Raw genomic sequence first — 24976 nt, 5'->3', positions numbered from 1 at the left:
TTCTTAAAATCGATAACCCAACCAAAGCACCGGTCTGCAGGCAATGGCTGCTCAAAAAAATCTCACCTCTGCACCCTGAACCATTGTCCCGCGCGACGCCCAGCGTCGTGCCGCGCCGAACTACCCCCCACGGGGCAGCGCTCTCAAACGGCCCGTTTACTGACCATGGGAAGCGTGCCGGTCTCAGACAGGGAACGTCCGACGCAAACACCGAGGCTCAACCCGCATAATTCCTGAGTGCTCAAAAAGAAAAACCCCACCGATTGGCGGGGTTTTCAAACATCGGCTCGTGGCACTATCGCCAATCAGGCTGCGGCTTGTGCTTTGGCGATCTCTTTCTTGACCTTCAGCGCATTGGCGGACAGCTCGCTGTCTTTCGCCTTGGCGAGGTACTTGTCCAGACCACCGCGGTGATCAACAGAGCGCAGCGCGGCCGCGGAGATGCGGAACTTGATGCCGCGACCCAGAACTTCAGACTGCAGCGTCACGTCGTTCAGGTTGGGCAGGAAGCGGCGCTTCGTCTTGTTGTTGGCGTGGCTCACATTGTTGCCCGTCATGGGGCCCTTGCCGGTCAGTTCGCATACGCGGGACATCGGTCTTACCTCTTCATCAGGGCCGCCAGCGCGCTTGGCTGACAGGGCCGCTCCAAATACAAAGGCACCGCTGCGCGGCGCCCGGAATCTCGTCTGCAGGCTATTACGCAGTGCCCGGGGAATCGTCAAGTCCCCGTTCCAATCTGCGCAGCATCTCTTGTGCCGCAACCGACACTGCCCGCCGCCCTGACGCTACGTCTTGGGCCAATGCGGCCATCTGCGCGCGCGCCTCGGGGCGACCCAGCTGCGCCAAAAGCCCCTGCCGGACCTCCTCGACAAACCAGTATTCGGCCTGCGCCGCCCGGCGTGTCGCGAAATGGCCCGCCGCGCGGCGCCACTCCGTCAAGGTGGACATGTCCTGCCAGGCCTGCGCCAGCCCGTCTTCTTCGAGCGCCGAAACCGTAAGCGCTTTTGGGAAGCCATCGGGATCCTGCTCGCGCTTGCGCAAGAGCCGAAGCGCGCCTGCGTAATCGGCGCAGGTGCGCATGGCCGCCGGTTTGAGATCACCGTCCGCTTTGTTGACGAGGATCAGATCCGCCATCTCCATGATACCCCGTTTCACACCTTGCAGCTCGTCGCCCCCCGCAGGGGCCAGAAGCAGGATGAAGAGATCGGACATCTCCGCGACAACGGTCTCCGATTGCCCGACGCCCACGGTTTCGATGAGCACAACATCAAAGCCCGCAGCCTCGCAGAGTGCGACGGCTTCGCGGGTCCGCCGCGCCACGCCGCCCAGATGCGTTTGGGAGGGAGAGGGTCGGATAAAAGCATTGGGATCGCGCGACAGGCGGTCCATTCGGGTCTTGTCGCCCAGAATCGACCCCCCGGAGCGCGCAGAGGAGGGATCGACGGCCAGCACAGCGACACGCAGCCCCTGTCCTGTGAGCATCATCCCGAAGCTCTCGATGAAGGTCGATTTGCCGACACCGGGCGTTCCGGACAGGCCAATGCGCAAGGCCTCGCCCGAACCGCGCACGGCATCAAGAAGGGCCACGGCATCAGCCCTGTGATCCTCGCGGCCACTCTCAATCAGCGTTATCGCGCGCGCCAAGGCGCGGCGCTCTCCTGATCTGACCCGTTCTGCCAGCGCTTTTGTGTCCATTCCCGGCACCTTTCCGCCCATTCCGCCCAATTCATCGGCGGCGCTTCGCACGCGGCCTGCGCGGCGCGTGTGATATTTCGCCTTTCCTGCCCCGAGCATGGCAAAGAAGTCCAGAGAGAGCACGCTTCGCAAACGAAGCAAATAAGCACGGAGGCCGCAGAATGCGCATGAAGTTACGTGTTTTGGGTATTTTGGCGTGTCTGGGTGGACCTGTTGCTGCGGAGACAGCGACCTTTGATGTCTATTTGCTCGGGCTGAAAGCCGGGCAGGTGACTTTGTCGATGAAAGAAGACGGCACGCGCTATGCAGCCAGCGGGCGCGTGCGCACGTCAGGCGTCGTGGGCGCGGTCTCCGATTTCAAGATGGAAGCCGAGGTTGTCGGACGACTGGCCCAAAACGACCGCATTCCGCTGCGCTATGGGGAGCGGACGCATACCGGGCGCAAGACCATCCAGAAATCGCTGACCTATCCAGGCGGTGTGCCACGCTTCGAGACGACGGAACGCGAAAAGCGGTATTGGTTGGACCCCTCGGAGCAAACCGGAGCGCTCGATCCGATGACAACAATCTGGGAACTTCTGCGCAACCGCAGCGCAGCCGAGCTCTGCGATATCGACGTGACCTTCTTTGACGGCGCGCGTCGGGGCCGTGTCACGACAATTCAGGGCGGGCAACGCGGCACACAACAGACCTGCACAGGCACCTACGAACGGCTGGGCGGCTTTTCTCGCAAAGAGCTCAGATCAGGAACGGAATTTCCCTTCACGCTGGTCTATGAACCGGTGCCGAGCGGGTGGAAACTTGCGCGGATGGACCTGCAATCAACCCGTGGACGTGCGCAACTCATTCGGCGATAAGCCGGGATGTGACAGAGCATCTTCCCATCGAGGCGGCGCTGCCGGAGCTTCTGGCGGCGCTCAAGGCCCACAATCGCGCGGTTTTGCAAGCCCCGCCCGGCGCAGGCAAGACAACCCGCGTGCCCTTGGCGATGCTGGAAGCCGGGCTGACATCGGGTAAAATCCTGATGTTGGAGCCGCGCCGCCTGGCCGCGCGCGCCGCCGCAGCGCGCATGGCCGAGACACTGGGCGAGCCTTTGGGCAAGCGCGTGGGGTTCCGCATCCGCGGCGAGGCAAAGGTTTCAAAACAGACACGCATTGAGGTGGTCACGGAAGGCATCCTGACCCGCATGATCCAATCGGATCCTGAGCTGCCGGGCATTGGCGCTGTGATCTTTGACGAATTTCACGAGCGGTCGCTGACCGCCGATCTCGGTCTGGCGCTGTGTCTCGAGGTGGCCGGTGCGCTGCGCGATGATCTGATGCTGCTGGCCATGTCTGCCACGTTGGATGCAGGCCCCGTGGCGCGCCTGATGGGGGACGCACCGCTAGTCACGTCTGCCGGGCGCAGCTTCCCGGTCGACATCTTTTGGAGGGACGCGCCACTTGGGCCGAAAGCGCGTCTGGAAGAAGCCGTCGCTCAAACGGTGAAGAGCGCTCTTGAGGCCCGGACGGGCGGCATATTGGTCTTTCTGCCGGGAGAGCCGGAAATCCGCCGCGTCGCCGCGGCACTTGCGGGCAAATTGCCTGCGGATGTGCACCTGCGCCCCTTGTTTGGCGCGATGCCATTTGCGGAACAGCAAAGAGCCATCCGGCCGGAAAGCACGGGGCGGAAAGTGGTGCTGGCCACGGCAATCGCCGAAACATCGCTCACAATTGAGGATATCCGGGTTGTGGTCGATGCCGGGCGCGCGCGTCGGGCGCGGTTCGATCCAGGTTCGGGCATGTCACGCCTGTTGACAGAACCGGCTTCCCGGGCAGAGAGCACCCAGCGCGCCGGACGCGCGGGCCGGGTTGCGCCCGGCGTGGCCTACAGGCTCTGGACCCGTGGGGAGGACGGCACACGCCCGGCCTATCCCCCCGCTGAGATCGAGGCAGCCGATCTTGCAGGTCTTGCGCTTGAAGTCGCGCTCTGGGGCGCGCCTGTCGCCGAGCTGCCGCTTCTGACGCAGCCGCCCTTTGGACCATGGTCCGAGGCGCAAGCGCTCCTGAAGATGCTCGGTGCGCTGGACCCGGAAGGCCGCATGACCTCCCATGGCCGCGCCTTGGCGGCGCTGCCGCTGCACCCGCGTTTGGCGCATATGTTGGTAACAGCAGGCCCCGATGCCGCACCACTGGCCGCGCTTTTGTCAGATCGCGATCCCCTGCGCGGCGCGCCTGCTGACCTGAGCCTGCGGCTTGAAGCCTTGAAAGACCTCGCGACGTTCCGCGCGCGCAGACCGTATGACGTGCACCGCCCCGCCATTGAGCGGCTCAAGCAAGAGGACAAACGTCTGCGCCAACAAAATCCCGGAGCGACATCCGGGCTCTCTGCCGCCCAGCAAGCCGCACTGGCCTATCCTGATCGCATCGGCCTGCGCCGCCCCGGTGAGGCCCCGCGCTATCTGCTCTCGGGCGGCAAAGGCGCTTTCCTGCGCGAGGACGATCCGCTCTCAGGCGCGCGGCTTCTTGTCGTGACAGATACCGATGGAAATCCCCGCGACGCGCGCATTCGGCAAGCCATTGCGATCAGCGAGACGGAGCTGCGGGCCATATTTGGCGACCAGATCACATGGGTGAACAGCTGCGCCTGGTCGCGGCGTGACAATCGCGTTGTCGCACGTCAACAGGAGAAGCTCGGCGCAATTGCGCTTGATGATCGCATCTGGAAGACCGCTCCCGAAGGAGACGTCGCACAAGCGATGCTTGATGGCGTGCGCCAGCTGGGCCTGCGCCTCTCTGACGCCGCACAGCGCTTTGTCGCGCGTGTCACGACGGCGCGCATGGGCGGGCTCGATCTGCCGGATATGTCTGAGGGCGTCTTGATGGAGACGCTCGATGATTGGCTTCTGCCTTTTCTCAGTGGCGTGCGCAGCGAGGCGGACTGGCGCCGTTTCGACCTCTTGCCCGCGTTGCGCGCGCGGCTGAACTGGGATGAGACACAACAGCTCGACCGGGACGTCCCGGGCGCATTCACGACCCCACTGGGGCGCAAAATCCCGATTGATTACAGCGGCGCGCATCCGGAAATTTCGCTGCGCCTCCAAGAAATGTTTGGCCAAACAACACACCCGACTGTGGCCGGCCAGCCCTTGCGCGTGACGCTGCTCTCTCCCGCAGGGCGGCCCGTGCAGACGACGATGGATATTCCGCGCTTTTGGGACACCAGCTATGCCGATGTGCGTCGGGATATGCGCGGGCGCTATCCCAAACATCCCTGGCCCGAAAACCCGCGGGATGCAGACCCAACGCTGCGGGCCAAACGGCGCGACTAGCTTTTATCCACGCACAGCGCCCAGCTCCTCGGCTGTGATATTGCGCAGATCGCGGAGCTCACGGAGCGCAGCATCCAGCTGATCGCGCTGCTCTTGCAGCGACGCCATCTGCCGGTCGGCCATCTCGAGAAAAGCCTCCATCTGCGCCTGCGTGCCCTCATGGTCATAAATGAGCAGCCATTGACGCGCTTCCTCCAGCGAGAAGCCGAACCGTCGCGCCCGCAGGATCAACTCCATACGCGCCACTTCCCGCGCACCGTAAAACCGCGAACGACCCTCGCGCTCCGGCGCAAGCAGCTCGATGTATTCGTAATACCGCAAGGTGCGTGGCGTCACGTCAAACCGCGCGCACATCTCTTTGAAAGTGAGGCGTATTTCGCTCATGCTCATCTCTCCCCAGCCTATATGCTAAGGCGCGCAAGCGAGCGGCGCAACAGGCTTGCAGGCCCAGCACCACAGGCCCATAACGGAACCATGACAGCAGACAAGATCAAAATCGCCCGTCAGTTCATCGAGGCCATTCCCCATTCCCGCGCTCTGGGCATGGAAATGCTCGATATGACCGAAGGTGTCGCCATCATGCGCTTGCCCTATGACGAACGCTGGGTGGGGGATCCAAAGACAGGTGTGATCCACGGCGGCGCCGTTTCTGCCCTGATGGATACCTGCTGCGGCGCTTCTGTCGTGGCCCATCCCGACAATCCCGGCGCGACAGCCACAATAGATTTGCGCATCGATTACATGCGCCCCGCCACACCCGGTCAGGCGATCACCACGCGCGCAGAATGCCATCACGTGACCCGCTCAGTGGCCTTTGTCCGCGCAACCGCCTGGGACGAAGACACCGAGCGCCCCGTGGCGTCGGCCTCCGGCACCTTCACGGTGGAGGCGCGCCCATGAGCCGCCCCGCGCCCGACCCGGTCCAGATCGTCAAACAACGTCGCGATGCAGCCCTGCATGCGCTGGTCTCCGGCGTTCCTTACGTCCAGTTTCTGGGCATTTCCTTCGAGCGGCGCGGCGACGAACTCACAGCCCTGCTGCCCTACGCGGAGAAGCTGATTGGCAACCCGCTCCTGCCTGCGCTGCATGGCGGCGTCACGGCCGCGTTTCTCGAAACCGCCGGCATCATCGGGCTGAGCTGGTCGCTTCTGTGGGAAGACATTGAGAGCGGCGCCATCGATCCCGAAACGCTGACGCCACAAACCCTGCCCCGCCTGCCCAAGACGGTCAGCTTCACAGTGGATTACCTGCGCTCGGGCCTGCCGCGCGATGCCTATGCCCGCGCCCATATCACCCGCTCCGGGCGGCGCTACGCCAGCGTCGATGTCGAAGCCTGGCAAGACAATCGCGCCCGCCCCATCGCACAGGCCAAAGCGCATTTTGTCATGCCCACGGCCCGGGGATGAGTACGCCCTGCCCCTTCTTCTGGCGCAAAATACGCTGGGGTGAGCCCGGAACGGGCGAGGGGCAACGCCCCTTGTGGTGCCATGGCTGACGCCTTGACCCATGGCCGGGTGCTCAGGATTGCCCTGCCAATCCTGCTGGCCAATGTGACGATCCCAATCCTTGGCGCGGTGGATACAGCCGTGGTCGGCCAGATCCCGCAGGCTGAGCCCATTGCCGCGGTGGGGGTTGGCGCGATTGTGCTCTCAGCGGTCTACTGGATCTTCGGCTTTTTGCGCATGGGCACAACGGGGCTGACCGCACAAGCCGCGGGAGCCAAGCGGAGCGGCGAAGTCGCCGCGCTTTTGACGCGCTCGCTGATGATCGGGCTGGCCGGTGGCGTGGCGCTGATCTTGTTGCACCCGCTGATCTTCTGGGGAGCCTTTCATCTCTCGCCTGCCTCCCATGAGGTCGAAGAACTCGCGCGCGAGTATATGGCGATCCGGATCTGGTCGGCCCCGGCGGCGGTGGCGACCTTCGGCCTCTCCGGCTGGCTCATTGGGCAGGAGCGCTCGGGCGCCGTGATGGCGCAGCAGCTTTGTATCAACGGCGTCAATGTTGCGCTGTCGCTTATCTTTGTGCTGGGCATGGGCTTTGGCGTGGCGGGTGTGGCCTGGGCCACTTTCATTGCCGATTGGCTCGGTCTGGGTTTCGGCCTCTGGCTTTGCCGCGCCGCCTTCTCTCAACCCAGCTGGCGCGATTGGCCACGCATCTTTGATGGCCCCGCGCTGCGCAATATGGCTGTGATCAATACTGACATCCTGCTGCGCTCGCTCATGTTGCAGGTTATCTTCGTGTCCTTTCTGCTGATCGGCGGGCAATTTGGCGATGCGACGCTGGCAGCCAATCAGGTACTGCTGCAGTTTCTGTATTTCACGGGCTATGCCATGGACGGGTTTGCCTTCGCGGCGGAGAGCCTCGTGGGCAAAGCTTTCGGAGCGCGCCGCGCACAGGATTTGCGGCGCTCTGTGGTTTTGACGACGATTTGGTCCACCGCGACGGCGCTTGTCATGTCGCTGGCCTTTTGGCTCCTGGGGCCGTGGATGATCCGCGTGATGAGCAAGGCGCCAGACGTGCAGGACGCAGCCCTGACGTATCTGCCCTGGATGATTGCGGCCCCGCCGATGCAAGTGGGGCTTGTGATGATGGACGGTATTTTCATCGGCGCCACTCGCTCGGGCGATATGCGCAACATGATGGCGCTCTCAGCCGTCATCTATGGCATCGCCCTTTGGCTTTTGCTGCCTTGGGGCAACCATGGTTTGTGGCTTGCCTTGCATGTCTCGTTTCTGGCGCGGGGGCTGACGCTCCTGGCGCGCTATCCTGCTCTGGAACGCGCCATCAAGCTGCCCACAACCGCCTAACGGCCGCACGCTGCGCGGATCTCGTCTTCCAGCTTTTTGAGCAACGCCGCATTGTCAAATCGCGTCTCTGCCACGGCGCGGGCGCGCAGCGCCATATCAGAACGGTTCTCAGCCTGCATCGCCCGCGCAATGGCCGCCTCAAATCCTGCCGCGTCATGTTCATCCACAAGCCAGCCCGTCTCGCCCTCGTCAATGGCTTCGGGAATACCTGCGTGGCGGGTTGAGATGGTCAGACATCCTGCCGCCATGGCTTCCTGAATGGCCGTGGGCAGCCCCTCGGTATTGCCGTTTTTGGCGGTGATGGAATGCTGCAGGAAGAACTCCGTGTCCTGTAATTTGCGGCGCACGAAATCATGCGGCTGCGCGCCATGAAAGCTCACTTGCGCCGTCGCCCCCGCCTTGTCCACGAGCGCGCGCGCAGGCTCCAGCAAAGGCCCGTCACCAACGAAATCGAGATGCGCCCCTGGCTGGTCTCGCGTCGCGCCCAGAAAAGCCTGCAACGTGACCAGCGGCGCTTTTTTCTCCACCATGCGCCCCACCGCAAGACAGGAGAGCGGACGCTTCTCGCCCGGCGTGAAACGGCGCACATCGACACCGGAGGGAATGACATGGGCGTTGGGATGGCGCACGTCATGGGCCGCCAGATTGTCGAGCAGGAACTGGCTGACCGAGAAGACACCGGCCAGATGGGGCATCATGCGCCGATACGCCTCTGGAATATTCTTCTGCCCCAGCGCTTTGGAGGCATCTGTCCCCCGGAAATACGTGAAACACGGCAGACCCATCTCCCGGGCCAACGGGGCGACGGCCAGCGCCTGCGTGCCAAATTCCGCCAGAATGGCCTCGACCCGCTGCGCCTCCAGAAAATCGCGCAAGGCCCGCTTGGCACGCCCATAAGGCAAACGGCCCGTGCCATACCGCATCCGGTTCAGCGGCATCATCACAAGGCCTTGCAGCATGTCCATGGCCCCTTCGCCACCGCGCCGCGCAAACACCGGCACGCCATAGGGATTGTCGCCGTGATCGCGCCCGCAAACCACTGCCGCCGCACCGCCGAAAATATGCTGGATATGGCGATTTATGAACGTCTCGCCGGGCAGATGGTATTCGCCGGTGGCAATGGCAATGCGCATGATAGCTCTCCTTGGCGCTTGCCTTAAAGGAAGAGCGCGCGGGAAAACAAGGGGCCTGACCCTAGCGCTCTCGGCTCACCAGCCCCGTCAGCGCGGATTGCACAATCGAGCGCACCCGCGGCCGCTTGCCTTCCGCGAAGGGCAAAGGCCGGCACACTTCCATGGCAGCAACGCCCACGCGCGCGGTCAGCGCTCCGTTGACCATGCCTTCGCCAAAGCGCCGCGAGAGTTTGCCCAGAAGCGATCCACCGAGGAGCGGCTCCAGCATGTCATCGCCCACGGCCACAGCACCCGTGGCCACCAGATGCGCCATGACCGCACGGGTCAGACGCCAGCTTCCCAAAGCCCCTGACCGCCCGCCGTAAATCTCGGCAATGCGACGGATCATGCGCAAATTGGCCGTCAGGGCCGCGACAACATCGGCAAGTGCGAGTGGCACAAGCGCGGTCACGGTCGCGACTTGCCGGGCCGCAGCTTCAACTTCGCGTTGTGCTGCCTTGTCCAGTGGCCTCACCAGTTCATGATCCGCCAGAGCCAGCACAGCATCGGCGTCAAACAGATCGCCCATGCGCTCGCCCATGGCCTCCCGGCCCCAACGGGTCTCCTCGCGCCCTTTGTAAAAACGGATCAGATCAGACGAGAGCGCCCGCGCGGCCTCCAGATTGCCAGAGGCCAGCGCCTCGTCCGCCTCGCGCTGAAACCGGTCTATGCGCGACAGCCGCCCGAAGGCCGCCATCTCGCGCAGACAGATCACAAGAAGCAGGAGCAGAACCAGCCCAATCATCGCCGCAATGATCGCACCCAGAAGAGGCCGCGAGGCCAAAAGACCGGTGACATAATCCCAAGCGGCGACCGAGACCAACGCGCCCACCAACGCCAAGAGCGCCGACCAGAACCAGCGCGCCAGCCGCGAGGGTTTGCGCGCCGCCAGTGTCGCCACGCTTTGCATCGCAGCCCCCTTGGGCGCAGACAATAGCGGGTCGGGCACGGGGGGCGCTTCCGCAGGGCTGGGGCCTTCTTCGGTCTCGTCCAGATCAATCAGAACGGGTCCCTTGCTCATGACACACTCCTTTGCCAGCGCAGACGGATATCCGGCAAGCCTTCCTCATTGGTCGAACCATCGCCGCGCGAGAGCTCGGCAAACCCGTGTTTGGCATAAAAGCGCCGCGCGGGCGTGTTGAGAACAAAGGTCCACAACTCCAGCGTTTCGCTTGCATCCATGGCGTCTTGCAGGAGCGCGGTGCCCGTGCCCTGCCGCTGGCCCTCCGGCGCGACGTAGAGCGCATTCACTTCCGTTGCGTCCCGCGCGATAAAGCCCGCGAGCCCAACCGCCGTTTCAGCCACGCGTACCCAGCCGCGCTCGATCATGGAGCCTGCAAAGCTGATGTCTTCGGCGCGGCTGTGCAAGCGCGGCATCCATTCCGTTTCATCGATAAAGGCCGACAGGATGGCACCAACGCGGCCGGCATCGGTCGATCTGGCGTCTCGCAGGGTCAAGCTCATAGGCGATCTCCGATCAGGAATTGCGCAGCGCGGTCGAGCCGGATATGCGGCGGGCCTTCACCCGGGCGCAATGTCAGCGGCGCAGGCGCGAAGTTCATCACCTGATAATCGCCATCGAGCCAGGCCTCGGCCCCATCGCGGGCGGGCGCAAGCAGGGCGTTGGGGTCTTCCGGCAATTCGCCAGGGTAGAAGGCGGCCTGCCGCCCCGTGTCAAGCAATTTCCCACGCACCATGTCGAGCACGCGCCCCTCGTGGGTGCCGCTGTGCTCCGTTGTGGCACGCAGGGCTGCCAAGGCCATGGCCTCGGTCGTGGCGCCCGCGAATTGCGCCCGGTCCCGCGCCTCGCGGGTCAGCGCGGCCATGATTGCGGCCAGCCGGTCATGCTGGCTATGGTGCAAATGATCGGCTTTGGTCGCGGCAAACAGGATACGCTCCACGCGTTTGCCCATCAAAAGCCGCGTGAGGAAATCATTCCGCCCCGGACGAAAAGCGCCCAGAATATCGGCCATGGCGCGGCGCATATCCTCAACGGCCTTGGGCCCTTTGTGAATGGCCCCCAGCGCATCCACGAGGACAACCTGCCGGTCAATCCGCGCAAAGTGATCGCGAAAGAAGGGTTTGACCACTTCCGCCTTGTAGGCCTCAAACCGCCGCGCCATCTCCCGCGCAAGGCTCCGGCGGGGCGCATCTCCGGCGGGCAGCGGCGCGAATGTCAAGACAGGCGCACCCTCCAGATCACCGGGCAACAGGAAACGGCCCGGCGTACAATCGTAGTACCCTGCGCCGCGCGCCGCCTTCAGATAGGCCGTGAAGGCGCTCGCCAGATGCTTCGCACGCGTTTCTTCGTGGCGCGACGCCCCGTCGGTGCCGGACAACATCTGGAGAAATGCCGTCGCTTCCGGGCGATCCTCAATCCGCTCCAACACCTCGCGGGACCACTGCACGTAATCCTTGTCTAGAAGCGCGAGATCGAGGAGCCATTCGCCGGGATAGTCCACGATATCGAGATGAATGACGCGCGGCCCCTGCAACCCGGACAGCAACCCCGCTGGCTGCACTTTCAGCGACAGGCGCAGTTCCGAGACCGCGCGGGTGCTGTCCGGCCAATGCGGCTCGGGCGCGGTCAGGGCGTTGAGGTGGGTTTCGAAGTCAAACCTCGGAATCGTGTTGTCTGGTTGGGGCTGCAAGAACGCGCTGGCAAAGCGTCCTTCCTGCGCGGCCACCAAGCCCGGCATGCGTCCGCGATCCATCAGATTGGCCACCAGCGAGGTAATGAAAACCGTCTTGCCCGCCCGCGCCAGCCCTGTGACACCCAGCCGGATCACAGGCTCAAACAGGGTCTCGTTGACCGTATCTGTGACGTTTTCCACCGAGCGCACCAGCGTATCGGCAAGTGTCGTGATGACCATTCACATCCCCTCAAGACTTGCCCTCAAAGGATAGGCACGCGAGCCGGGGGATACCAGAGGCAGACCGGCGGGGATTGTTTTGCAACTTTCCCCGCGCTATGGCCCCGCTATGCCGCGTTACGCCCTCAAAATCGAATATCACGGCGCGCCATTTGCCGGGTGGCAGCGTCAGGCCGATCAGCCTTCGGTGCAAGGCGCAATCGAGGCTGCACTCGCCCGGCTGGAGCCCGGCGCGCATACGATTGCCGCGGCAGGCCGGACCGATGCGGGCGTGCATGCGCGCGGGCAAGTGGCCCATTGCGATCTGGCCAGACCCTGGGACCCGTTCCGCTTGCAAGAGGCCCTCAACCACCACCTCAAGCCCGCGCCCGTGGCAATCACAGAGGCCGCACAGGTCAGCGATGACTGGCACGCGCGTTTCTCCGCTTTGGAGCGGCGCTACCTCTTTCGCTTGCTGGCACGCCGTGCGCCAGCAACCATGGAAGCGGGTCAGGTCTGGCAGGTGAAACAGCGGCTCGATCTGGCGGCGATGCAGCAAGGGGCCGCGCATCTTGTGGGTCATCACGATTTCACGACCTTCCGCTCGACAATCTGTCAGGCGAAGTCTCCCGTAAAAACGATTGATAAAATTGAGATATCAGAGATATCCACAGAGGCTGGGACTGAGTTTCAGTTTCGCCTTGTGGCCCGCTCTTTTCTCCACAACCAAGTGCGATCCATCGTGGGCACGCTAGAACGCGTGGGCGCGGGCAGCTGGGCGCCCGAGGATGTGCGCCGGGCACTTGACGCGAAAGACCGCGCGGCATGCGGGCCCGTGTGTCCCCCCCAAGGGCTCTATCTCATGGGCGTGCGCTATCCGGAGCCTGTGTTCGGGAGCGAAGCCTAGTCGTTGTCGGTCAAGCCTGCGCCCGCTCCGGCGGTGCGTGATGCTTCACTGGCGGGCACGTAGGTCTTGTGCGCCAGAGGCGCCAGCGCATCGAGCAACGCTTTGGACGGGGCCAGACGTGCGGGCATGGCTGCACGCGCCTGCGCCTCCGCGTAGCTTTGGCCCAAAGGGTGCGCCCTATCCGGTCTCAGCGCAAATTGCAGGATTGGCCCGCCGGGCAGGGCTTGCAAGGCATCAATCAGTGCCGCCTCAGCGCGGCTGGCAGCGAGATGCCGGACGGCGGCCTGACCGAACTTTGCCGCTTGCGCGGGCGGAGCCCCTGCCCCACGCGCCGCTTTCGTGGCCAGTGCTTCAATCTCATTGACTGAATGGCTCATGGCGAGACGGCGTGCGGCGCTGTGGGCAACCACCAATGATCCACTAGTTCGGGCGTCAGCTCATCTGGCAGCGGCGCTCCTTGCGCCAGTGTGATCCGGGTCCAGAGATCTGACTTCGGGTCAAACTTCGCAGCGCCAAACATGGCCAGTTTCGCGCGCAGCATGTCAATCGGGCGCGTATCAGCGGCGATCAGATTGTCCTGGATCTCCGCATAGGGGTAATGCGCGGCAACTTGCACGCGCTCTACGGCCATAAGGTGCTCAGGGAATTCCGTGAGGAAGGCTGTCACAGACATGTCCGCCTCGGGCAAAGCGCAATGCAGGGCCGCGATGCGGCGCGCTACATCAAGTGGGCTCTCCCGATCGGCACCGGGCTCCTCGAAGCGCTGGCCCAATCGCGGCTCAAGCTTTTCCTCGGAAACATACCAGAATTGCCCTGCTTGCTCCGGGCTCGTGTAGTCACGCCCCAAAGCCCAGCCACAATGGGTCTCTATAGAAGCGCGCAACGCCTCGGTCGTCTCGATGGGAGGCGCGAGCGGGCCAAGGGGGTCCGCCATGCAGCAGGCCAGCCCATCGACGAGCCCGCCAAAAGGCTCCAAAAGCAAAGCCACGACCAGTTCTTCCAGCGCGGCGGGCGCCTCAGAGGCCGCCTGCATAGCACGATCCAGAGCCCGGGTCTCTTGCAACGCCTCTGGCGACAGATGCCGCGCGGCAAACGCCGGAAACTCACGGCGCAGCATGGCAATCTCGTCTTGCGCCAAGGGATCCGGCACGTTCCATTCCGACAGATGCCCCGTCGCCCGGGACACGAGGCGCTGAATGGCCGCGATGTCCTCCGGGGCCAGCGTTTCAAGAGCGCGCACACGTGCCAGCGCCGTCTCTCGCACCATCATCCAATTGTTGAGCAAGACGGGATGGGAGACGAGAAAAGGTGCCATGCCAAGCCCGGTGGCATTGCCGATGCCCAAATGGCGCTTGATGTCGCGATCCAATGGTGCCCCGCCCACATGCTCGATGAGATCATGCGTAAAGGCGCGGATCATCCAGACCGTCAGCATCTCCACTGCAAACGGCCCATCGAGCCCGGGGCGGTCGGCGATCAAGGCACGATCTGCGATGCCGAACTTGCCATTGCCGTAGACGGCTGTCGTCCGCATCAGGTACCCCACCTCGTTGATACGGGCAGGATCAGGTTGCTGTCCCCGGCGCAATATCTCGGCAATCTCGGACCACAGCCGAACCGATTTGTTCGCCCGGGAAAGCACAAGCTCGCGTTCGCTGAACCGACCGGCTTCCTGCCTGGGCGCATTGGCCTTGATCCGGGCGATTTCTCCCGCATCCGGCACACCGTCATAGAGCACATACGTGCTGTCCCAGGCCGTCGCGATGACGCGGTCGGATCGCAGGTGATCGGGCAGATGCGTCGAGATGGCGACCAGTGAATAGACATGCCCGCCCAACGGAATGGAATAGACCGCGTGGCCGTATCCCTCGGCATCGATATCCCAAACAGGCCGGGTCAGCTCTGCGCCCTCGCTGGCAAGCTGGCGCAGGATCACCCGCAGAAAGCTGAGCCGCGTGGGAAACATCGCCCCCATCTGATGCAGGCGCATGACCCGGGAAGCGGGACGCAATTCGGTTTGGGGCGGTTGATCAGGAAAATCTCGCATGGTGTCACCCTGCCACCCAGCCGTTCTTCTGAGAAGCATTTTTGCGACCTGTTTCGGAGTTTTTTGGACCGATTTAGCCGCGTTTTGGACCGCTTTGGATCCGTTGCAGGACGCTTTGGCACGGGCCGTGGGAGGGTGGTCTCAGAACATGACACACCAAAGCGGAGACATTCCAATGGCCTTTATCAGCTTCGAGAACAGCGCCTATGCCACGCGCCTCACCAAGTTTACTGTCCGTGCCGCAGAGATCGCGCAGCGTATCTGCGGGAGGGCTCTGCCCCGGAGATCACCAGCCGCGCGCAAGGAAGCGGCCGAAACAGCCCTGCGTACACAGACGATACGTGCCGAGGCACGCGCCAGGGTCGACCGTCTGCTGCGCTAAGGCCTACTCCTCGGGAAACCCATTGGCGCGCAGGCCCGCGATGACGCAGGCCGAATAGACCCCGGCAATCTGGGGGCGGGTCCGTTGGAAGACATCGACACTCATATCGGGCACGCGTTCACGAAAAACTGCGGCAATCCGCGCGGACTCCTCTGCGCGCCCCACCACATGGTAGGCGCCCTGCAACCCCAGATGAATTGTCAGAAAGTCAGGCGCCTCAGAAAGCGCGCGCTCGAAATGCGTGATCGCAAGCTCTGTCTTGCCCCGCTCCAATTCAGCTTGACCAATGCCACAGATCGTCACCGCAATCTGAGGATGCAGCGGGCTCAGACGCATCGCGCGCTCAAGGTAGCGCAGGGCCGCGTCCGGATTGCCCTCGTAGTTATGGACCCACCCCAGCAATAGACCGATTGTGGCTGAGTTCGGGTTCAGATGCGCGGCCTGTTCGAGATAGGTGAGCCCCAGGGCGTGATCCCGGCCAATATAGGCCATATAGTGACCCGCCTGCGCAAGCGCGAGCGGATCTTCAGTGCCGCTTCCAAGCACATCACGCGCGAGGGGAATTGCCGCCTCGGCCTGTTCAAAAGTCCATGTCCGACTGGCGAACGCCCAGGTATGCGCCGCACAAATCCCAGCCTTGGCCTGAACGAAATTGGGATCGAGCTCAAGCGCCTCTCGCAAAAAACGCATCGTTTCCTTGTGGTTATCCACCTTCGGCAAGAGATAGTTCAAACGCGAGCCCTGCAGATACAGATCATAAGCGGCGAGGCTATCGGTTGGTTTTGTGCGGATACGCGCGGCCTCGGCCCAGACGAGTTTCGGCTCAAGCGCGGCAGCCGTGCTCTCCGCCACGCGGTCCTGCAGATCGAAGATGTCGTCGGTGGTGCCTTCAAAGCGCTCTTGCCAGATCATCTGGCCGGTTTCAGCCTCCACCAGTTGCGCAAAGATGCGCAGGCGCAGCCCGGCCTGCTGGATCGAGCCTTCGAGGATATAGCGCACGCCCAATTCTCGCCCGACCTGAGCGAGATCGACCGAGCGGCCTTTGTAGGTGAAACTCGAAGTGGAGGAGATCACGAAGAAGCTCTGGATCCGGCCCAGAGCCGAAATGATCTCGCTTACCATCCCATCGACGAGGTAATCCGCCTCCGCCTGCCCCGTAAGATTGGTGAACGGCAGAACCGCGAGCGAGGGTTTGTCGGGCAAGCTCGGCGCATCCACCGGCAAGGCAGGCGCGCTCGCCCCCAGCGTCAAACGATAGCCCACCCCCGGCACGGTCTTGATCGCCTCGCGCCCGAGCGCCTTGCGCAGCGTGCCGATCTGGACCGTGAGGTTGCCCTCCTCGACCATGAGACCCGCCCAGACCGCATCCAGCAATTCCTGCTTGGTCACGGTCCGGTCGGCATGGGCATGCAGATGGACCAGGACGTCAAACGCCCGCGCGCCCAGCTCAAGCTCAGCGCCATCGAGAACGGCGCGCCGCTGGCTGTCGTCGATGACAAGGTTCAATGCTCAGGTTCTCTGGCAAGCCTGCATGGATCAGCCCGCAGGCCGCGGATCGGGGTTTTGGTCAAAATCACGCTCATGGGGGAAACGATAGCGAGAGCAGCGGCACACACAAGAGCAACTGCGAGAGGTGGGGCTCACAAAATGAGCGCGTCTGCGTCGAACCCGCCACTGCCCCAGCGAATAGATAAAGAATCCAAAGCCGGACGCGCCGTCCATATAACCATGGGGCCGCGTGGTATGAACTGCCACAAGACGCGCTCAGCTTGTCTGGGCAGGTCCGAAACTCTCCTCATAAAACCTCAGCCAATTGCCGCCCATGAGCCCCGCAACTTCAAGGTCAGAGAAACCCACCTGAGCGAGCCCTGCGCGGATATTGCCCCAATCGCGGTTGTCCCGGAACCACGCGGGCATCGGCGGGAAACCGGGATTGTCCGCGCTGCCTTCGCCGTAGTCGATCTTCTTTGACCACCGCCCGACACGCATCCATTCGACAATGCTGTCTGGTTGATCCTGGCAAAGGTCTGAGCCAATCCCGAGGTGTTCCGCGCCATATCGGTTGGCCGCCTCAGCAATCATCGCGCAGTAGCTCTCAAGCGTGCAATCCGAGCCATCCTTGAGGTGATGCGGATAAAGCGAAAAGCCGAGCATCCCGTCTCGCGCCGTCAATGCGCGCAGAACCTCGTCCGAGAAATTGCGCAGCGCGGGATGCCACCAATCGGGGTTGGCATGGGTGATGGCGATGGGCCGGGAGGACGCATCGATCGCCTCCAGCGTGGAGCGCTCCCCGGAATGGGACATATCCACCACAAGCCCCACCCTGTTCATCTCTGCCACGGCTTGCCGCCCGAAGCGCGTGAGCCCGCTGTCTTCCTCCTCATAGGCGCCGCAGGCCAATAGAGACTGGTTGTTGTAGGTCAGTTGCATGAAGCGCACACCAAGCTGGTGTACGATTTCGATCAACCCAATGTCATCCTCGATAGGGCTGGGGTTTTGAAACCCGAAGAACACTGCCGTGCGTCCGCTTTCCTGTGCGCGCCTCACGTCTGAGGCCTGCGTCCCACGCAGCAGAAGATCGGGAAAGCGTTCGAACCACCGGTTCCACTGCTCCAGATTGAGAACCATCTCCCGGAAGCTCTCGTGATAGGCGATGGTGACGTGGATCGCATCGACGCCGCCTGCCCGCAATTCCCGAAAAATCTTCTCGGAAAAGTTGCAATATTGCAGGTTGTCGATGAGCGGGGCGGGCAAGGATGTCGTCATGGGGAGACGCTAGGACGGCCTCAGCCCGGTTGCAATGGCTCAGAGCTTGCGACGGAAAAAGCGCAGGTGGTCTATCAATTCCGGCATCACGCCCACAGAGCGGGATTCTGCGCCGGGACTGACCTCCTCAAAACCGAGGCTGGCATAGAGCCTGGGCATGGCGACATTGCCGCGCAGCGTATCTGCAACAAGCGTTGTCAGGCCCTGGGCCTTCGCATCCTGCATCCGACGCTCGACCAGCCAGCGGCCCAAACCGGCACCGCGCGCATCCGGGTGGACGTAGAGATGTTTCATTTCGCCCGTCTTGTCATCGACCTGCCGCATCGCGCCCGTGCCCATGATCTTCCCCTCTGGCGACCACGCGAGATAAAAGCTGCCCTTGGGTGCGAGGTATTCGTCGATATGGCTCCAAAAGGTACGCACATGCGCGGCGGCATCGACCTTCAGACCCGCCACCTCCAGAAGCACCTTTTGCTGCCCATGCACGTAATCCAGCAGGGCGGCGTTGGCGGGCTCGAAAGGAATTTCAGAAGCCTTGGCGTAGGTTCTGACGTCAAACCCTTTCAAAACATGCACCAGTTCGCCTTTCGACGAGGCGTCTCCGGTGGGTTCGGGGGGTCGTGCGCCTGACGCCTCTTTGGGTTGCGCAATCGTCATGTGAGCCTCCTGTCGTGTCTGGTTCGTGTTGATCCAACCATAGCCTGATGCGGCGAAATCAGATACTCAGGAATAATTCAAAAACGATAGTGGAGCTATCATGTCAGTTGATTGGCGGACCCTTCCCTCCCTGACGGCGCTGCGCGCCTTTGAGGCGACCGCCCGCGAGGGCAGCTTCGCGGGCGCTGCGCGGGCGCTCAACGTGACCCATGCCGCCATTGCCCAACAGGTCCGCGCGCTGGAGCGTGATCTGGGCGTTGGGCTGGCCGTCAGGCAGGGTCGCCGGATCACGCTCACCACCGCCGGACACCAGTTGGCGCAGACCTTGACGGCGAGTTTCGCCACGATTGCCGATGAGATTGCCCGCATGCGATCTGGCGCGGAGACGCGCGCGCTGCGTGTGACTTGCTCGCCCTTCATGGCCGAGCGGGTGATCATGCCCAACCTCAAGGACTTCTGGGCGACACATCCCGGCGCAGAGATCTCGCTGTCGCCGCAACGCGCCTATGTCGATCTCGAGGCAGAAGGGTTTGATGCAGGCATCCGCTCGCGCCATCCCGATGTCGACGATGGCTCCGATACCGGCAATCTGATCTGCATTGACCTCAAGCGCGTGATGGGTGTGGGCATTGCGGCGCCGTCCGTGATCTCAAAATACGGCACGGATCCGCATAAGATGCCCTGGCTCTGGCATGATGGCATGGACCTCAAGCTCACCTTGATGCGCACCTCCGGGCTGGATGTGGATCGGCTCACGCAAGTCAGGATTGGCAGCCCCAATCTGCTCCTTGAAGCCGTCCGAAACGGCATTGGTGCCACCTTCTTTACCGAGATACTGGCAGAGGACGAGCTTGCCTCCGGCCGGGTCGTGAAAGTGGCCACGCCACGCGATATCGTCGTGGAATACGTGGGCGTCCTGCCGCGCGGTCCCGTGCATCCGCTCGCCCATCCCTTCCTCGATTGGGTCCGCGCCACGCTTTGAGGGCTGCACAGATTTTTCTTGCAAACGCCGCTAAACTTCGTCAGCAAGCCCACATGACAAACCTGACACATCACCGACGAGATTGATCTCTTCGATCTCCGGCTTTGCTGCCGGAGCGCCACGTTTGTTACATCCCTTACAATCAAATCTTGACGAAGCCGCCCGTGCTTGCGACGCATCAGGCTTCCCAACCGTGAAGGATCACGTTCATGATCTCCTCCATTCTGCCCACCTATTCCCGCGCGCCCCTGAATTTCGTCAAAGGCGAAGGCAGCTGGCTTGTGGAGGCAGATGGGCGACGTTTTCTTGATCTGGGCGCAGGGATCGCGGTGAACGCGCTTGGCCATGCCCATCCTGCCCTGGTGGCCGCCCTCACCGAGCAGGCAAACAAGGTCTGGCACGTGTCCAACCTCTACAACATCGAGCAACAGCAGGCTCTTGCCGACAAGCTCGTCGATGCCACGTTCGCCGATACTGTGTTTTTCACCAATTCCGGCACCGAGAGCTGCGAATTGGCCGTGAAAATGGCGCGCAAATACTGGTTCGACAAAGGTGCGGAAGACCGTGTGGAGATCATCGCGTTTGAGGGCTCCTTTCATGGCCGCTCGTCTGCCGGGATCGCGGCGGCTGGCTCCGAAAAGATGACCAAAGGCTTTGGCCCCCTGCTTGCGGGTTTCACGCATTTGCCTTGGGGCGATCACGAAGCGCTCAAGGCGGCGGTCTCCGAGACCACGGCCGCCATCCTGATTGAACCGGTTCAAGGCGAAGGCGGTATCCGCCCGCTCCCCGATCAGTGCCTCAAAGGCCTGCGGGATCTGTGCGACGAGACGGGCGCTTTGCTCATTCTGGATGAAGTGCAATGCGGCGTCGGCCGGACAGGCAAGCTCTTTGCCCATGAATGGGCCGGGGTCGAGCCTGATATCATGATGGTGGCCAAGGGTATTGGCGGTGGCTTCCCGCTGGGCGCGGTTCTGGCCACGGAAGACGCGGCCTCCGGTATGACCGCGGGCACCCATGGCTCCACCTATGGCGGCAACCCACTGGCCTGCGCCGTTGGATGTGCGGTGATGGATCATGTGGCCGATCCCGCGTTTCTTGATCAGGTCAACGCGCGGGCCGGGCAATTGCGTCAGGGGCTGGAGGGGCTCGTCGCCTCGCATCCGGATGTCTTTGAAGACGTGCGCGGCGCGGGGCTAATGCTGGGTCTCAAGTGCAAGGCCACAAATCTCGACGTCGTGCAAGCGGGCTATGCGCAGGAGGTCATCACCGTGCCTGCGGCCGACAACGTCGTGCGCCTGTTGCCCGCGCTGAACCTCACGGAAGAGGATGTGCGCGAAGCGCTCGCGCGACTGGATGCAGCCGCCTCCTCGATGGCCAGCGCCTGAACCCTTCTTTTCACACATACAGGTGGCGCGGGGTTCCCTCCGCGGCCACTCTGGTCAGACAAAGCGACACCACATGAACCATTTCCTCGATATCCACAAAACCGATCCGGACGCATTGCGGGGCATCATCGATCAAAGCCGCACCATGAAAGATGCCCGCCAGGGCAGGCCTGCGGCGGCGCCGGATGACGAACAACCGCTCGCAGGCCATATGGTGGCGCTCATTTTCGAGAAACCCTCGACGCGGACGCGCGTGTCTTTTGATGTCGGCGTGCGCCAGATGGGCGGGCAAACCATGCTTCTGTCGGGCTCCGACATGCAGCTGGGCCATGGCGAGACCATCGCGGATACCGCGCGCGTGCTCTCGCGTTATGTCGATCTCATCATGATCCGCACCTTTGACGAGAGCGTGCTTGAGGAAATGGCGGACTATGCCACCGTGCCGGTGATCAATGGTCTCACAGATCGCAGCCACCCCTGCCAGATCATGGCCGACGTAATGACCTATGAGGAACATCGCGGCGCGATTGCGGGCAAGAAGGTCGTCTGGTGTGGTGATGGCAATAATGTCTGCGCCTCTTTTCTCCATGCGGCGGCGCAGTTCGGCTTTGATCTGACCTTTACCGGGCCCATGCAGCTTGATCCGGAGCCCGAGTTTGTCGGGCTCGCGCGCAAGGCCGGTCGCACGATCAACATCGAACGCGATCCGGTCAAGGCCGTGCAGGGCGCGGATTTGATTGTTGCGGATACATGGGTCTCGATGCACGACAGCCAAAGCTCCAAGGAGCGGCGTCACAACATGCTGCGCCCCTATCAGGTCAATGCCGAGCTGATGGCCCATGCCAAGCCGGACGCGCTCTTCATGCATTGCTTGCCCGCGCATCGCGAAGAAGAGGTGACAAGTGAAGTCATGGACGGCCCGCAATCGGTGATCTTTGACGAGGCCGAAAACCGTCTGCATGCGCAAAAAGCCATTATGCGGTACTGCCTCGATGTCTGACCTTTGCGTGCCTAAAAGTTTTGTCTGATGCAAAAGACCAGCGCAGGGTAGCGACACGTCTTGAGCGGAGATCCAAATGCACGTCGATGGTGCCTGCCTGTGTGGCGCAGTTTCCTATGAGGCCGTGATTGACCCCGATCGCGTTGCGATTTGCCGTTGCGCCGATTGTCAGGTGAACTCCGGCGCGGCCTTTGGCCTCGTGGCAAGCATAACCGATGGGCAATTTCAGCTGCTGTCGGGCGTTTTGAAGGAATACCAAAAGACCGCGGCCAGCGGGCGCGCGCGTCAGTTGAGCTTTTGCCCCGAATGCGGCACCCGCATCCACGCCCGCACACGTCAGGATCCCTCCGCCTTCTTTGGCCTGCGCGTTGGCACAATTCGGCTGCGCGCGGAGCTGCGCCCAAATAAACAGGTCTGGTGCAGCTCCGCCCTGCCCTGGATCGCGGATCTGGACGAGATTCCATCGCACCAAACTCAGGACACGTGACTTCAAGATACGCGCCATGCCGCAAAGAAGGGCGCGCGAGTCGGTGATCATCGTGGGCGCCAGGCATCAAAGGCAGATTTTAAGGGTAAGGTATTCCAGACCTCTGCTTCCCTGCACTCAAACCGCTTTGAGAAAGAATCTGTCGCTTACCCAAGGGCATTCTTCCTTGATCTTACGTCACCCCCAAAGTGACGCGGCGTCTCGCTTACGTTAACGTCAATTTTGTTTGTATTGTTGGTCCAACCTTCGCACATCTCGCCCAAGGGCTGATGAGACGTGTTGAGGACAAGACGATGAATGATGAAGCAACAATGACAATCCGGGAAATGTGTGACGCCTATGATGTCACACCGCGCACATTGAGATTTTATGAGGCCAAAGAGCTGCTCTTTCCGATCCGCCAGGGTCAAAAGCGCCTCTTCACCAAGCGTGACCGCGCGCGGCTCAAGCTCATTTTGCGTGGCAAGCGTTTTGGCTTTTCCCTCGAAGAAATTCGCCAGCTGCTCGACCTCTATCATGTGGGCGACCAGCAATACACACAGCTGAGCCGCACCTATGAGATCGCCCGCAACAGGCTGGACGATATGGTGCGCCAGCGTGACGAGCTCAACGAGGCCATCGACGAGCTCAATGAGCAATTGCAATGGGGGGAAAAGATGCTGACCTCCATGGCGCCAGAAACCGAAGCTGCCGAATAAGGCACCAGACACGTCCAGCGAGGAACACCATCATGCCGAGCTTTACGCCCCAGACCAAAGACATGCAGTTTGTCCTGCACGAGGTCCTCAATGCCCCGGCCCAGGATATCCCGGGCTATGACGAGTTGGATCGCGATTTTACCGCGGCCGTGCTCGAAGAGGCCGGGAAACTGGCCTCCGAAGTGCTCCAGCCGCTCAATGCGGTTGGCGACACGGAGGGCTGTGTGCTGGAGAATGGTGTCGTGCGCACGCCCAAGGGGTTCAAAGATGCCTTCGACATGATGCGCGAAGGCGGCTGGACGGCTCTGGATTGCGATCCCGATTATGGCGGCCAGGGCCTGCCCTACCTCGTCAACACGGCAGTGGGCGAGATGATGTCCGCCTCCAACATGGCGTTCAACATGTACCCCGGACTGACCCATGGCGCCTATTCAGCGATCCATGCCCATGGGTCCGACGCACAAAAGGCGACGTTCCTGCCCAAGATGGTGACTTGCGAATGGACCGGGACCATGAATCTCACCGAGCCCCATTGCGGCACGGATCTGGGCCTCATGCGGACAAAAGCCGTCCCGCAGGAGGATGGCAGCTACAAGGTCACAGGCCAGAAGATTTTCATCTCTGCCGGTGATCACGACATGAGTGAGAATGTGATCCATCTCGTGTTGGCCAAGATCCCCGGCGGGCCGGAGGGCATCAAAGGTGTGTCGCTCTTCATCGTGCCGAAATTCCTGGTCAAGGAAGACGGAAGCCTCGGCGAGCGCAATGGCGTCTCGGTGGGCAAGATCGAAGAGAAGATGGGCATCCACGGCAATTCGACCTGCGTGATGAATTACGATGAGGCCGAAGGCTATCTCATCGGCGAGATGCACAAGGGCATGCGCGCCATGTTCACCATGATGAACGAGGCCCGGATCGGCGTCGGTCTGCAAGGCTATGCGCAAGCGGTCGTGGCCTATGAAAATGCGCTGGCCTATGCGCAGGATCGCCTGCAAGGGCGCGATATCACCGGCGCCAAGAACCCTGACGGGCCCGCCGATCCGCTGATCGTGCATCCCGATATCCGCCGCAACCTCATGGATCAGAAATCCTTTGTCGAGGGCGCGCGGGCCTTTGCTTTCTGGGGGGCCAACCTCATTGACCGCGCGCATCGCAACAAGGATGCCGACGCAGATGGCCTGATCTCGCTCATGACGCCTGTGATCAAAGGGTTTTTGACCGACAAGGGCTTCGAGATGGCCACCAATGCCCAACAAGTCTACGGCGGGCACGGCTACATTGAGGAATGGGGCATGTCCCAATTTGCGCGTGATGCGCGGATCGCGATGATCTATGAAGGCGCCAACGGCGTGCAGGCGCTTGATCTCGTCGGCCGCAAGCTCTCTCAGGACGGCGGTAAGCATGTCATGGCGTTTTTCGACATGATCAAGGCCTTTTGCAAAGAGCACGACGGCGACGAGATGGCCGCGTTCATCACGCCCGTGAAAGCCGCATCCAAGGATTTGCAGGCCGCAGGCATGTATTTCATGCAAAACGGCATGAAGAACCCAAACCATGCGCTGGCCGGCTCCTATGATTTCATGCACCTCTTTGGGCATGTCTGTCTGGGGTACATGTGGGCGCGCATGGCCAAGGCCGCGCAAGATGCGCTCGCAGGCGGCGCCTCTGACGTGGCGTTCTACGAGACGAAACTGGCCACAGCGCGTTACTATCTCGCGCGACAACTGCCCATGACCGCGACCCATCTGGCCCGCATTCAAAGCGGCGCAGATACAGTCATGTCGCTGGACGCTGCCAATTTCTAAGTGACATCGCGCAAGCAATCGCAC

25 protein-coding genes are annotated in these 24976 nt (G+C 62.3%); 13 read left to right on the top strand and 12 right to left on the bottom strand.

Features of this window, described 5'->3' with window-relative positions; translation table 11 throughout:
- Nucleotides 1-305 precede the first annotated feature (305 nt).
- Both rpmB and meaB read right to left on the bottom strand, forming a co-directional pair.
- Nucleotides 306-593, bottom strand: a complete 288-nt coding sequence (gene rpmB, locus ACP15S_RS03700) for a 50S ribosomal protein L28 (protein ID WP_425038226.1) — start codon at nt 591-593, stop codon at nt 306-308.
- 103 nt (nt 594-696) lie between these two features.
- Entirely contained in the window at nt 697-1695 is a 999-nt protein-coding gene (gene meaB / locus ACP15S_RS03695) for a methylmalonyl Co-A mutase-associated GTPase MeaB (RefSeq protein ID WP_425038225.1), read from the bottom strand.
- Between the two features lie 161 nt (nt 1696-1856).
- Between meaB and ACP15S_RS03690 the strand changes: the two genes are divergently transcribed.
- Both ACP15S_RS03690 and hrpB read left to right on the top strand, forming a co-directional pair.
- Complete coding sequence (locus ACP15S_RS03690) at nt 1857-2552, top strand: DUF3108 domain-containing protein (RefSeq protein WP_425038224.1); 696 nt, start codon at nt 1857-1859, stop codon at nt 2550-2552.
- Between the two features lie 8 nt (nt 2553-2560).
- Nucleotides 2561-5005 (top strand): ATP-dependent helicase HrpB, encoded by a 2445-nt coding sequence (gene hrpB, locus ACP15S_RS03685; protein ID WP_425038223.1) that lies wholly within the window; start codon nt 2561-2563, stop codon nt 5003-5005.
- A 3-nt stretch (nt 5006-5008) separates the two neighbouring features.
- Here the strand turns inward: hrpB and ACP15S_RS03680 are convergent, their stop codons facing one another.
- Entirely contained in the window at nt 5009-5389 is a 381-nt protein-coding gene (locus tag ACP15S_RS03680; RefSeq protein WP_425038222.1) for a MerR family transcriptional regulator, read from the bottom strand.
- A gap of 90 nt (nt 5390-5479) precedes the next feature.
- On the opposite strand from ACP15S_RS03680, the gene ACP15S_RS03675 reads away from it, so the two are divergent.
- From ACP15S_RS03675 to ACP15S_RS03665, 3 genes are all read left to right on the top strand, one after another.
- Nucleotides 5480-5905, top strand: coding sequence for a PaaI family thioesterase (locus ACP15S_RS03675; protein ID WP_425038221.1), 426 nt, complete (start codon nt 5480-5482; stop codon nt 5903-5905).
- Complete coding sequence (locus tag ACP15S_RS03670) at nt 5902-6411, top strand: PaaI family thioesterase (protein ID WP_425038220.1); 510 nt, start codon at nt 5902-5904, stop codon at nt 6409-6411. Before ACP15S_RS03675 ends, ACP15S_RS03670 begins: the two co-directional genes overlap by 4 nt.
- Before the next feature lie 81 nt (nt 6412-6492).
- Complete coding sequence (locus tag ACP15S_RS03665) at nt 6493-7812, top strand: MATE family efflux transporter (protein WP_425038219.1); 1320 nt, start codon at nt 6493-6495, stop codon at nt 7810-7812.
- On the opposite strand, the gene ACP15S_RS03660 is transcribed toward ACP15S_RS03665, so the two are convergent.
- The 4 genes from ACP15S_RS03660 to ACP15S_RS03645 all read right to left on the bottom strand — a co-directional run bounded on the left by ACP15S_RS03660 (nt 7809) and on the right by ACP15S_RS03645 (nt 11857).
- Nucleotides 7809-8945, bottom strand: a complete 1137-nt coding sequence (locus ACP15S_RS03660) for a glycosyltransferase (RefSeq protein WP_425038218.1) — start codon at nt 8943-8945, stop codon at nt 7809-7811. The two genes, ACP15S_RS03665 and ACP15S_RS03660, sit on opposite strands and share 4 nt — an antisense overlap.
- Nucleotides 8946-9006: 61 nt before the next feature.
- Nucleotides 9007-10005 carry a YcjF family protein gene (locus ACP15S_RS03655; RefSeq protein ID WP_425038217.1) on the bottom strand — a complete coding sequence of 333 codons (999 nt, stop codon included), beginning with the start codon at nt 10003-10005 and terminating at the stop codon, nt 9007-9009.
- Nucleotides 10002-10448: an N-acetyltransferase family protein gene (locus ACP15S_RS03650; protein WP_425038216.1), complete on the bottom strand. Its 447-nt coding sequence runs from the start codon at nt 10446-10448 to the stop codon at nt 10002-10004. Before ACP15S_RS03650 ends, ACP15S_RS03655 begins: the two co-directional genes overlap by 4 nt.
- A complete protein-coding gene (locus tag ACP15S_RS03645; protein ID WP_425038215.1) occupies nt 10445-11857 on the bottom strand; it encodes a YcjX family protein in 1413 nt (470 codons plus the stop codon). The genes ACP15S_RS03650 and ACP15S_RS03645 overlap by 4 nt, the downstream gene beginning before the upstream one ends.
- 109 nt (nt 11858-11966) lie before the next feature.
- On the opposite strand from ACP15S_RS03645, the gene truA reads away from it, so the two are divergent.
- Nucleotides 11967-12743 (top strand): tRNA pseudouridine(38-40) synthase TruA, encoded by a 777-nt coding sequence (truA, locus tag ACP15S_RS03640; RefSeq protein ID WP_425038214.1) that lies wholly within the window; start codon nt 11967-11969, stop codon nt 12741-12743.
- Here truA and ACP15S_RS03635 read toward each other — a convergent pair.
- Both ACP15S_RS03635 and ACP15S_RS03630 read right to left on the bottom strand, forming a co-directional pair.
- A complete protein-coding gene (locus ACP15S_RS03635; RefSeq protein WP_425038213.1) occupies nt 12740-13120 on the bottom strand; it encodes a DUF3726 domain-containing protein in 381 nt (126 codons plus the stop codon). The genes truA and ACP15S_RS03635 overlap by 4 nt on opposite strands.
- Complete coding sequence (locus ACP15S_RS03630) at nt 13117-14790, bottom strand: hypothetical protein (RefSeq protein ID WP_425038212.1); 1674 nt, start codon at nt 14788-14790, stop codon at nt 13117-13119. The genes ACP15S_RS03635 and ACP15S_RS03630 overlap by 4 nt, the downstream gene beginning before the upstream one ends.
- A 148-nt stretch (nt 14791-14938) precedes the next feature.
- On the opposite strand from ACP15S_RS03630, the gene ACP15S_RS03625 reads away from it, so the two are divergent.
- On the top strand, nt 14939-15172 hold the full coding sequence (locus ACP15S_RS03625) for a hypothetical protein (protein ID WP_425038211.1): 234 nt from the start codon (nt 14939-14941) through the stop codon (nt 15170-15172).
- Between the two features lie 3 nt (nt 15173-15175).
- On the opposite strand, the gene ACP15S_RS03620 is transcribed toward ACP15S_RS03625, so the two are convergent.
- The 3 genes from ACP15S_RS03620 to ACP15S_RS03610 form a co-directional block, all read right to left on the bottom strand.
- Nucleotides 15176-16678 (bottom strand): winged helix-turn-helix domain-containing tetratricopeptide repeat protein, encoded by a 1503-nt coding sequence (locus tag ACP15S_RS03620; protein WP_425038210.1) that lies wholly within the window; start codon nt 16676-16678, stop codon nt 15176-15178.
- 258 nt (nt 16679-16936) lie between these two features.
- A complete protein-coding gene (locus ACP15S_RS03615) occupies nt 16937-17938 on the bottom strand; it encodes a membrane dipeptidase (protein WP_425038209.1) in 1002 nt (333 codons plus the stop codon).
- A 39-nt stretch (nt 17939-17977) separates the two neighbouring features.
- The gene (locus tag ACP15S_RS03610) at nt 17978-18595 is read right to left on the bottom strand and encodes a GNAT family N-acetyltransferase (RefSeq protein ID WP_425038208.1); all 618 of its coding nucleotides are present in this window, start codon (nt 18593-18595) and stop codon (nt 17978-17980) included.
- A 100-nt stretch (nt 18596-18695) separates the two neighbouring features.
- On the opposite strand from ACP15S_RS03610, the gene ACP15S_RS03605 reads away from it, so the two are divergent.
- The 6 genes from ACP15S_RS03605 to ACP15S_RS03580 all read left to right on the top strand — a co-directional run bounded on the left by ACP15S_RS03605 (nt 18696) and on the right by ACP15S_RS03580 (nt 24952).
- A complete protein-coding gene (locus ACP15S_RS03605; RefSeq protein ID WP_425038207.1) occupies nt 18696-19577 on the top strand; it encodes a LysR family transcriptional regulator in 882 nt (293 codons plus the stop codon).
- A 209-nt stretch (nt 19578-19786) separates the two neighbouring features.
- On the top strand, nt 19787-20962 hold the full coding sequence (locus ACP15S_RS03600) for an aspartate aminotransferase family protein (protein ID WP_425038206.1): 1176 nt from the start codon (nt 19787-19789) through the stop codon (nt 20960-20962).
- Between the two features lie 73 nt (nt 20963-21035).
- Nucleotides 21036-21962: an ornithine carbamoyltransferase gene (gene argF / locus ACP15S_RS03595; RefSeq protein ID WP_425038205.1), complete on the top strand. Its 927-nt coding sequence runs from the start codon at nt 21036-21038 to the stop codon at nt 21960-21962.
- A 76-nt stretch (nt 21963-22038) separates the two neighbouring features.
- On the top strand, nt 22039-22449 hold the full coding sequence (locus ACP15S_RS03590) for a GFA family protein (protein ID WP_425038204.1): 411 nt from the start codon (nt 22039-22041) through the stop codon (nt 22447-22449).
- 293 nt (nt 22450-22742) lie between these two features.
- A complete protein-coding gene (locus tag ACP15S_RS03585) occupies nt 22743-23147 on the top strand; it encodes a MerR family transcriptional regulator (RefSeq protein WP_425039645.1) in 405 nt (134 codons plus the stop codon).
- Between the two features lie 32 nt (nt 23148-23179).
- Nucleotides 23180-24952 carry an acyl-CoA dehydrogenase C-terminal domain-containing protein gene (locus ACP15S_RS03580; RefSeq protein WP_425038203.1) on the top strand — a complete coding sequence of 591 codons (1773 nt, stop codon included), beginning with the start codon at nt 23180-23182 and terminating at the stop codon, nt 24950-24952.
- Nucleotides 24953-24976: the final 24 nt, after the last annotated feature.

The organism is Primorskyibacter sp. S187A, from assembly GCF_049800955.1.
Taxonomy (GTDB): domain Bacteria; phylum Pseudomonadota; class Alphaproteobacteria; order Rhodobacterales; family Rhodobacteraceae; genus JAKVBH01.
Note: the sequence above shows the minus strand (reverse complement) of the source record. Positions and strands in the feature narration are given on the sequence as shown.

Coding starts and splice junctions, on each gene's coding strand:
- rpmB (WP_425038226.1), bottom strand. CDS start 593: ATGTCCCGCGTATGCGAACTGACCGGCAAGGGCCCCATGACGGGCAAC.
- meaB (WP_425038225.1), bottom strand. CDS start 1,695: ATGGACACAAAAGCGCTGGCAGAACGGGTCAGATCAGGAGAGCGCCGC.
- ACP15S_RS03690 (WP_425038224.1), top strand. CDS start 1,857: ATGCGCATGAAGTTACGTGTTTTGGGTATTTTGGCGTGTCTGGGTGGA.
- ACP15S_RS03680 (WP_425038222.1), bottom strand. CDS start 5,389: ATGAGCGAAATACGCCTCACTTTCAAAGAGATGTGCGCGCGGTTTGAC.
- ACP15S_RS03675 (WP_425038221.1), top strand. CDS start 5,480: ATGACAGCAGACAAGATCAAAATCGCCCGTCAGTTCATCGAGGCCATT.
- ACP15S_RS03670 (WP_425038220.1), top strand. CDS start 5,902: ATGAGCCGCCCCGCGCCCGACCCGGTCCAGATCGTCAAACAACGTCGC.
- ACP15S_RS03665 (WP_425038219.1), top strand. CDS start 6,493: ATGGCTGACGCCTTGACCCATGGCCGGGTGCTCAGGATTGCCCTGCCA.
- ACP15S_RS03660 (WP_425038218.1), bottom strand. CDS start 8,945: ATGCGCATTGCCATTGCCACCGGCGAATACCATCTGCCCGGCGAGACG.
- ACP15S_RS03655 (WP_425038217.1), bottom strand. CDS start 10,005: ATGAGCAAGGGACCCGTTCTGATTGATCTGGACGAGACCGAAGAAGGC.
- ACP15S_RS03650 (WP_425038216.1), bottom strand. CDS start 10,448: ATGAGCTTGACCCTGCGAGACGCCAGATCGACCGATGCCGGCCGCGTT.
- ACP15S_RS03645 (WP_425038215.1), bottom strand. CDS start 11,857: ATGGTCATCACGACACTTGCCGATACGCTGGTGCGCTCGGTGGAAAAC.
- truA (WP_425038214.1), top strand. CDS start 11,967: ATGCCGCGTTACGCCCTCAAAATCGAATATCACGGCGCGCCATTTGCC.
- ACP15S_RS03635 (WP_425038213.1), bottom strand. CDS start 13,120: ATGAGCCATTCAGTCAATGAGATTGAAGCACTGGCCACGAAAGCGGCG.
- ACP15S_RS03630 (WP_425038212.1), bottom strand. CDS start 14,790: ATGCGAGATTTTCCTGATCAACCGCCCCAAACCGAATTGCGTCCCGCT.
- ACP15S_RS03625 (WP_425038211.1), top strand. CDS start 14,939: ATGACACACCAAAGCGGAGACATTCCAATGGCCTTTATCAGCTTCGAG.
- ACP15S_RS03615 (WP_425038209.1), bottom strand. CDS start 17,938: ATGACGACATCCTTGCCCGCCCCGCTCATCGACAACCTGCAATATTGC.
- ACP15S_RS03610 (WP_425038208.1), bottom strand. CDS start 18,595: ATGACGATTGCGCAACCCAAAGAGGCGTCAGGCGCACGACCCCCCGAA.
- ACP15S_RS03605 (WP_425038207.1), top strand. CDS start 18,696: ATGTCAGTTGATTGGCGGACCCTTCCCTCCCTGACGGCGCTGCGCGCC.
- ACP15S_RS03600 (WP_425038206.1), top strand. CDS start 19,787: ATGATCTCCTCCATTCTGCCCACCTATTCCCGCGCGCCCCTGAATTTC.
- argF (WP_425038205.1), top strand. CDS start 21,036: ATGAACCATTTCCTCGATATCCACAAAACCGATCCGGACGCATTGCGG.
- ACP15S_RS03590 (WP_425038204.1), top strand. CDS start 22,039: ATGCACGTCGATGGTGCCTGCCTGTGTGGCGCAGTTTCCTATGAGGCC.
- ACP15S_RS03585 (WP_425039645.1), top strand. CDS start 22,743: ATGAATGATGAAGCAACAATGACAATCCGGGAAATGTGTGACGCCTAT.
- ACP15S_RS03580 (WP_425038203.1), top strand. CDS start 23,180: ATGCCGAGCTTTACGCCCCAGACCAAAGACATGCAGTTTGTCCTGCAC.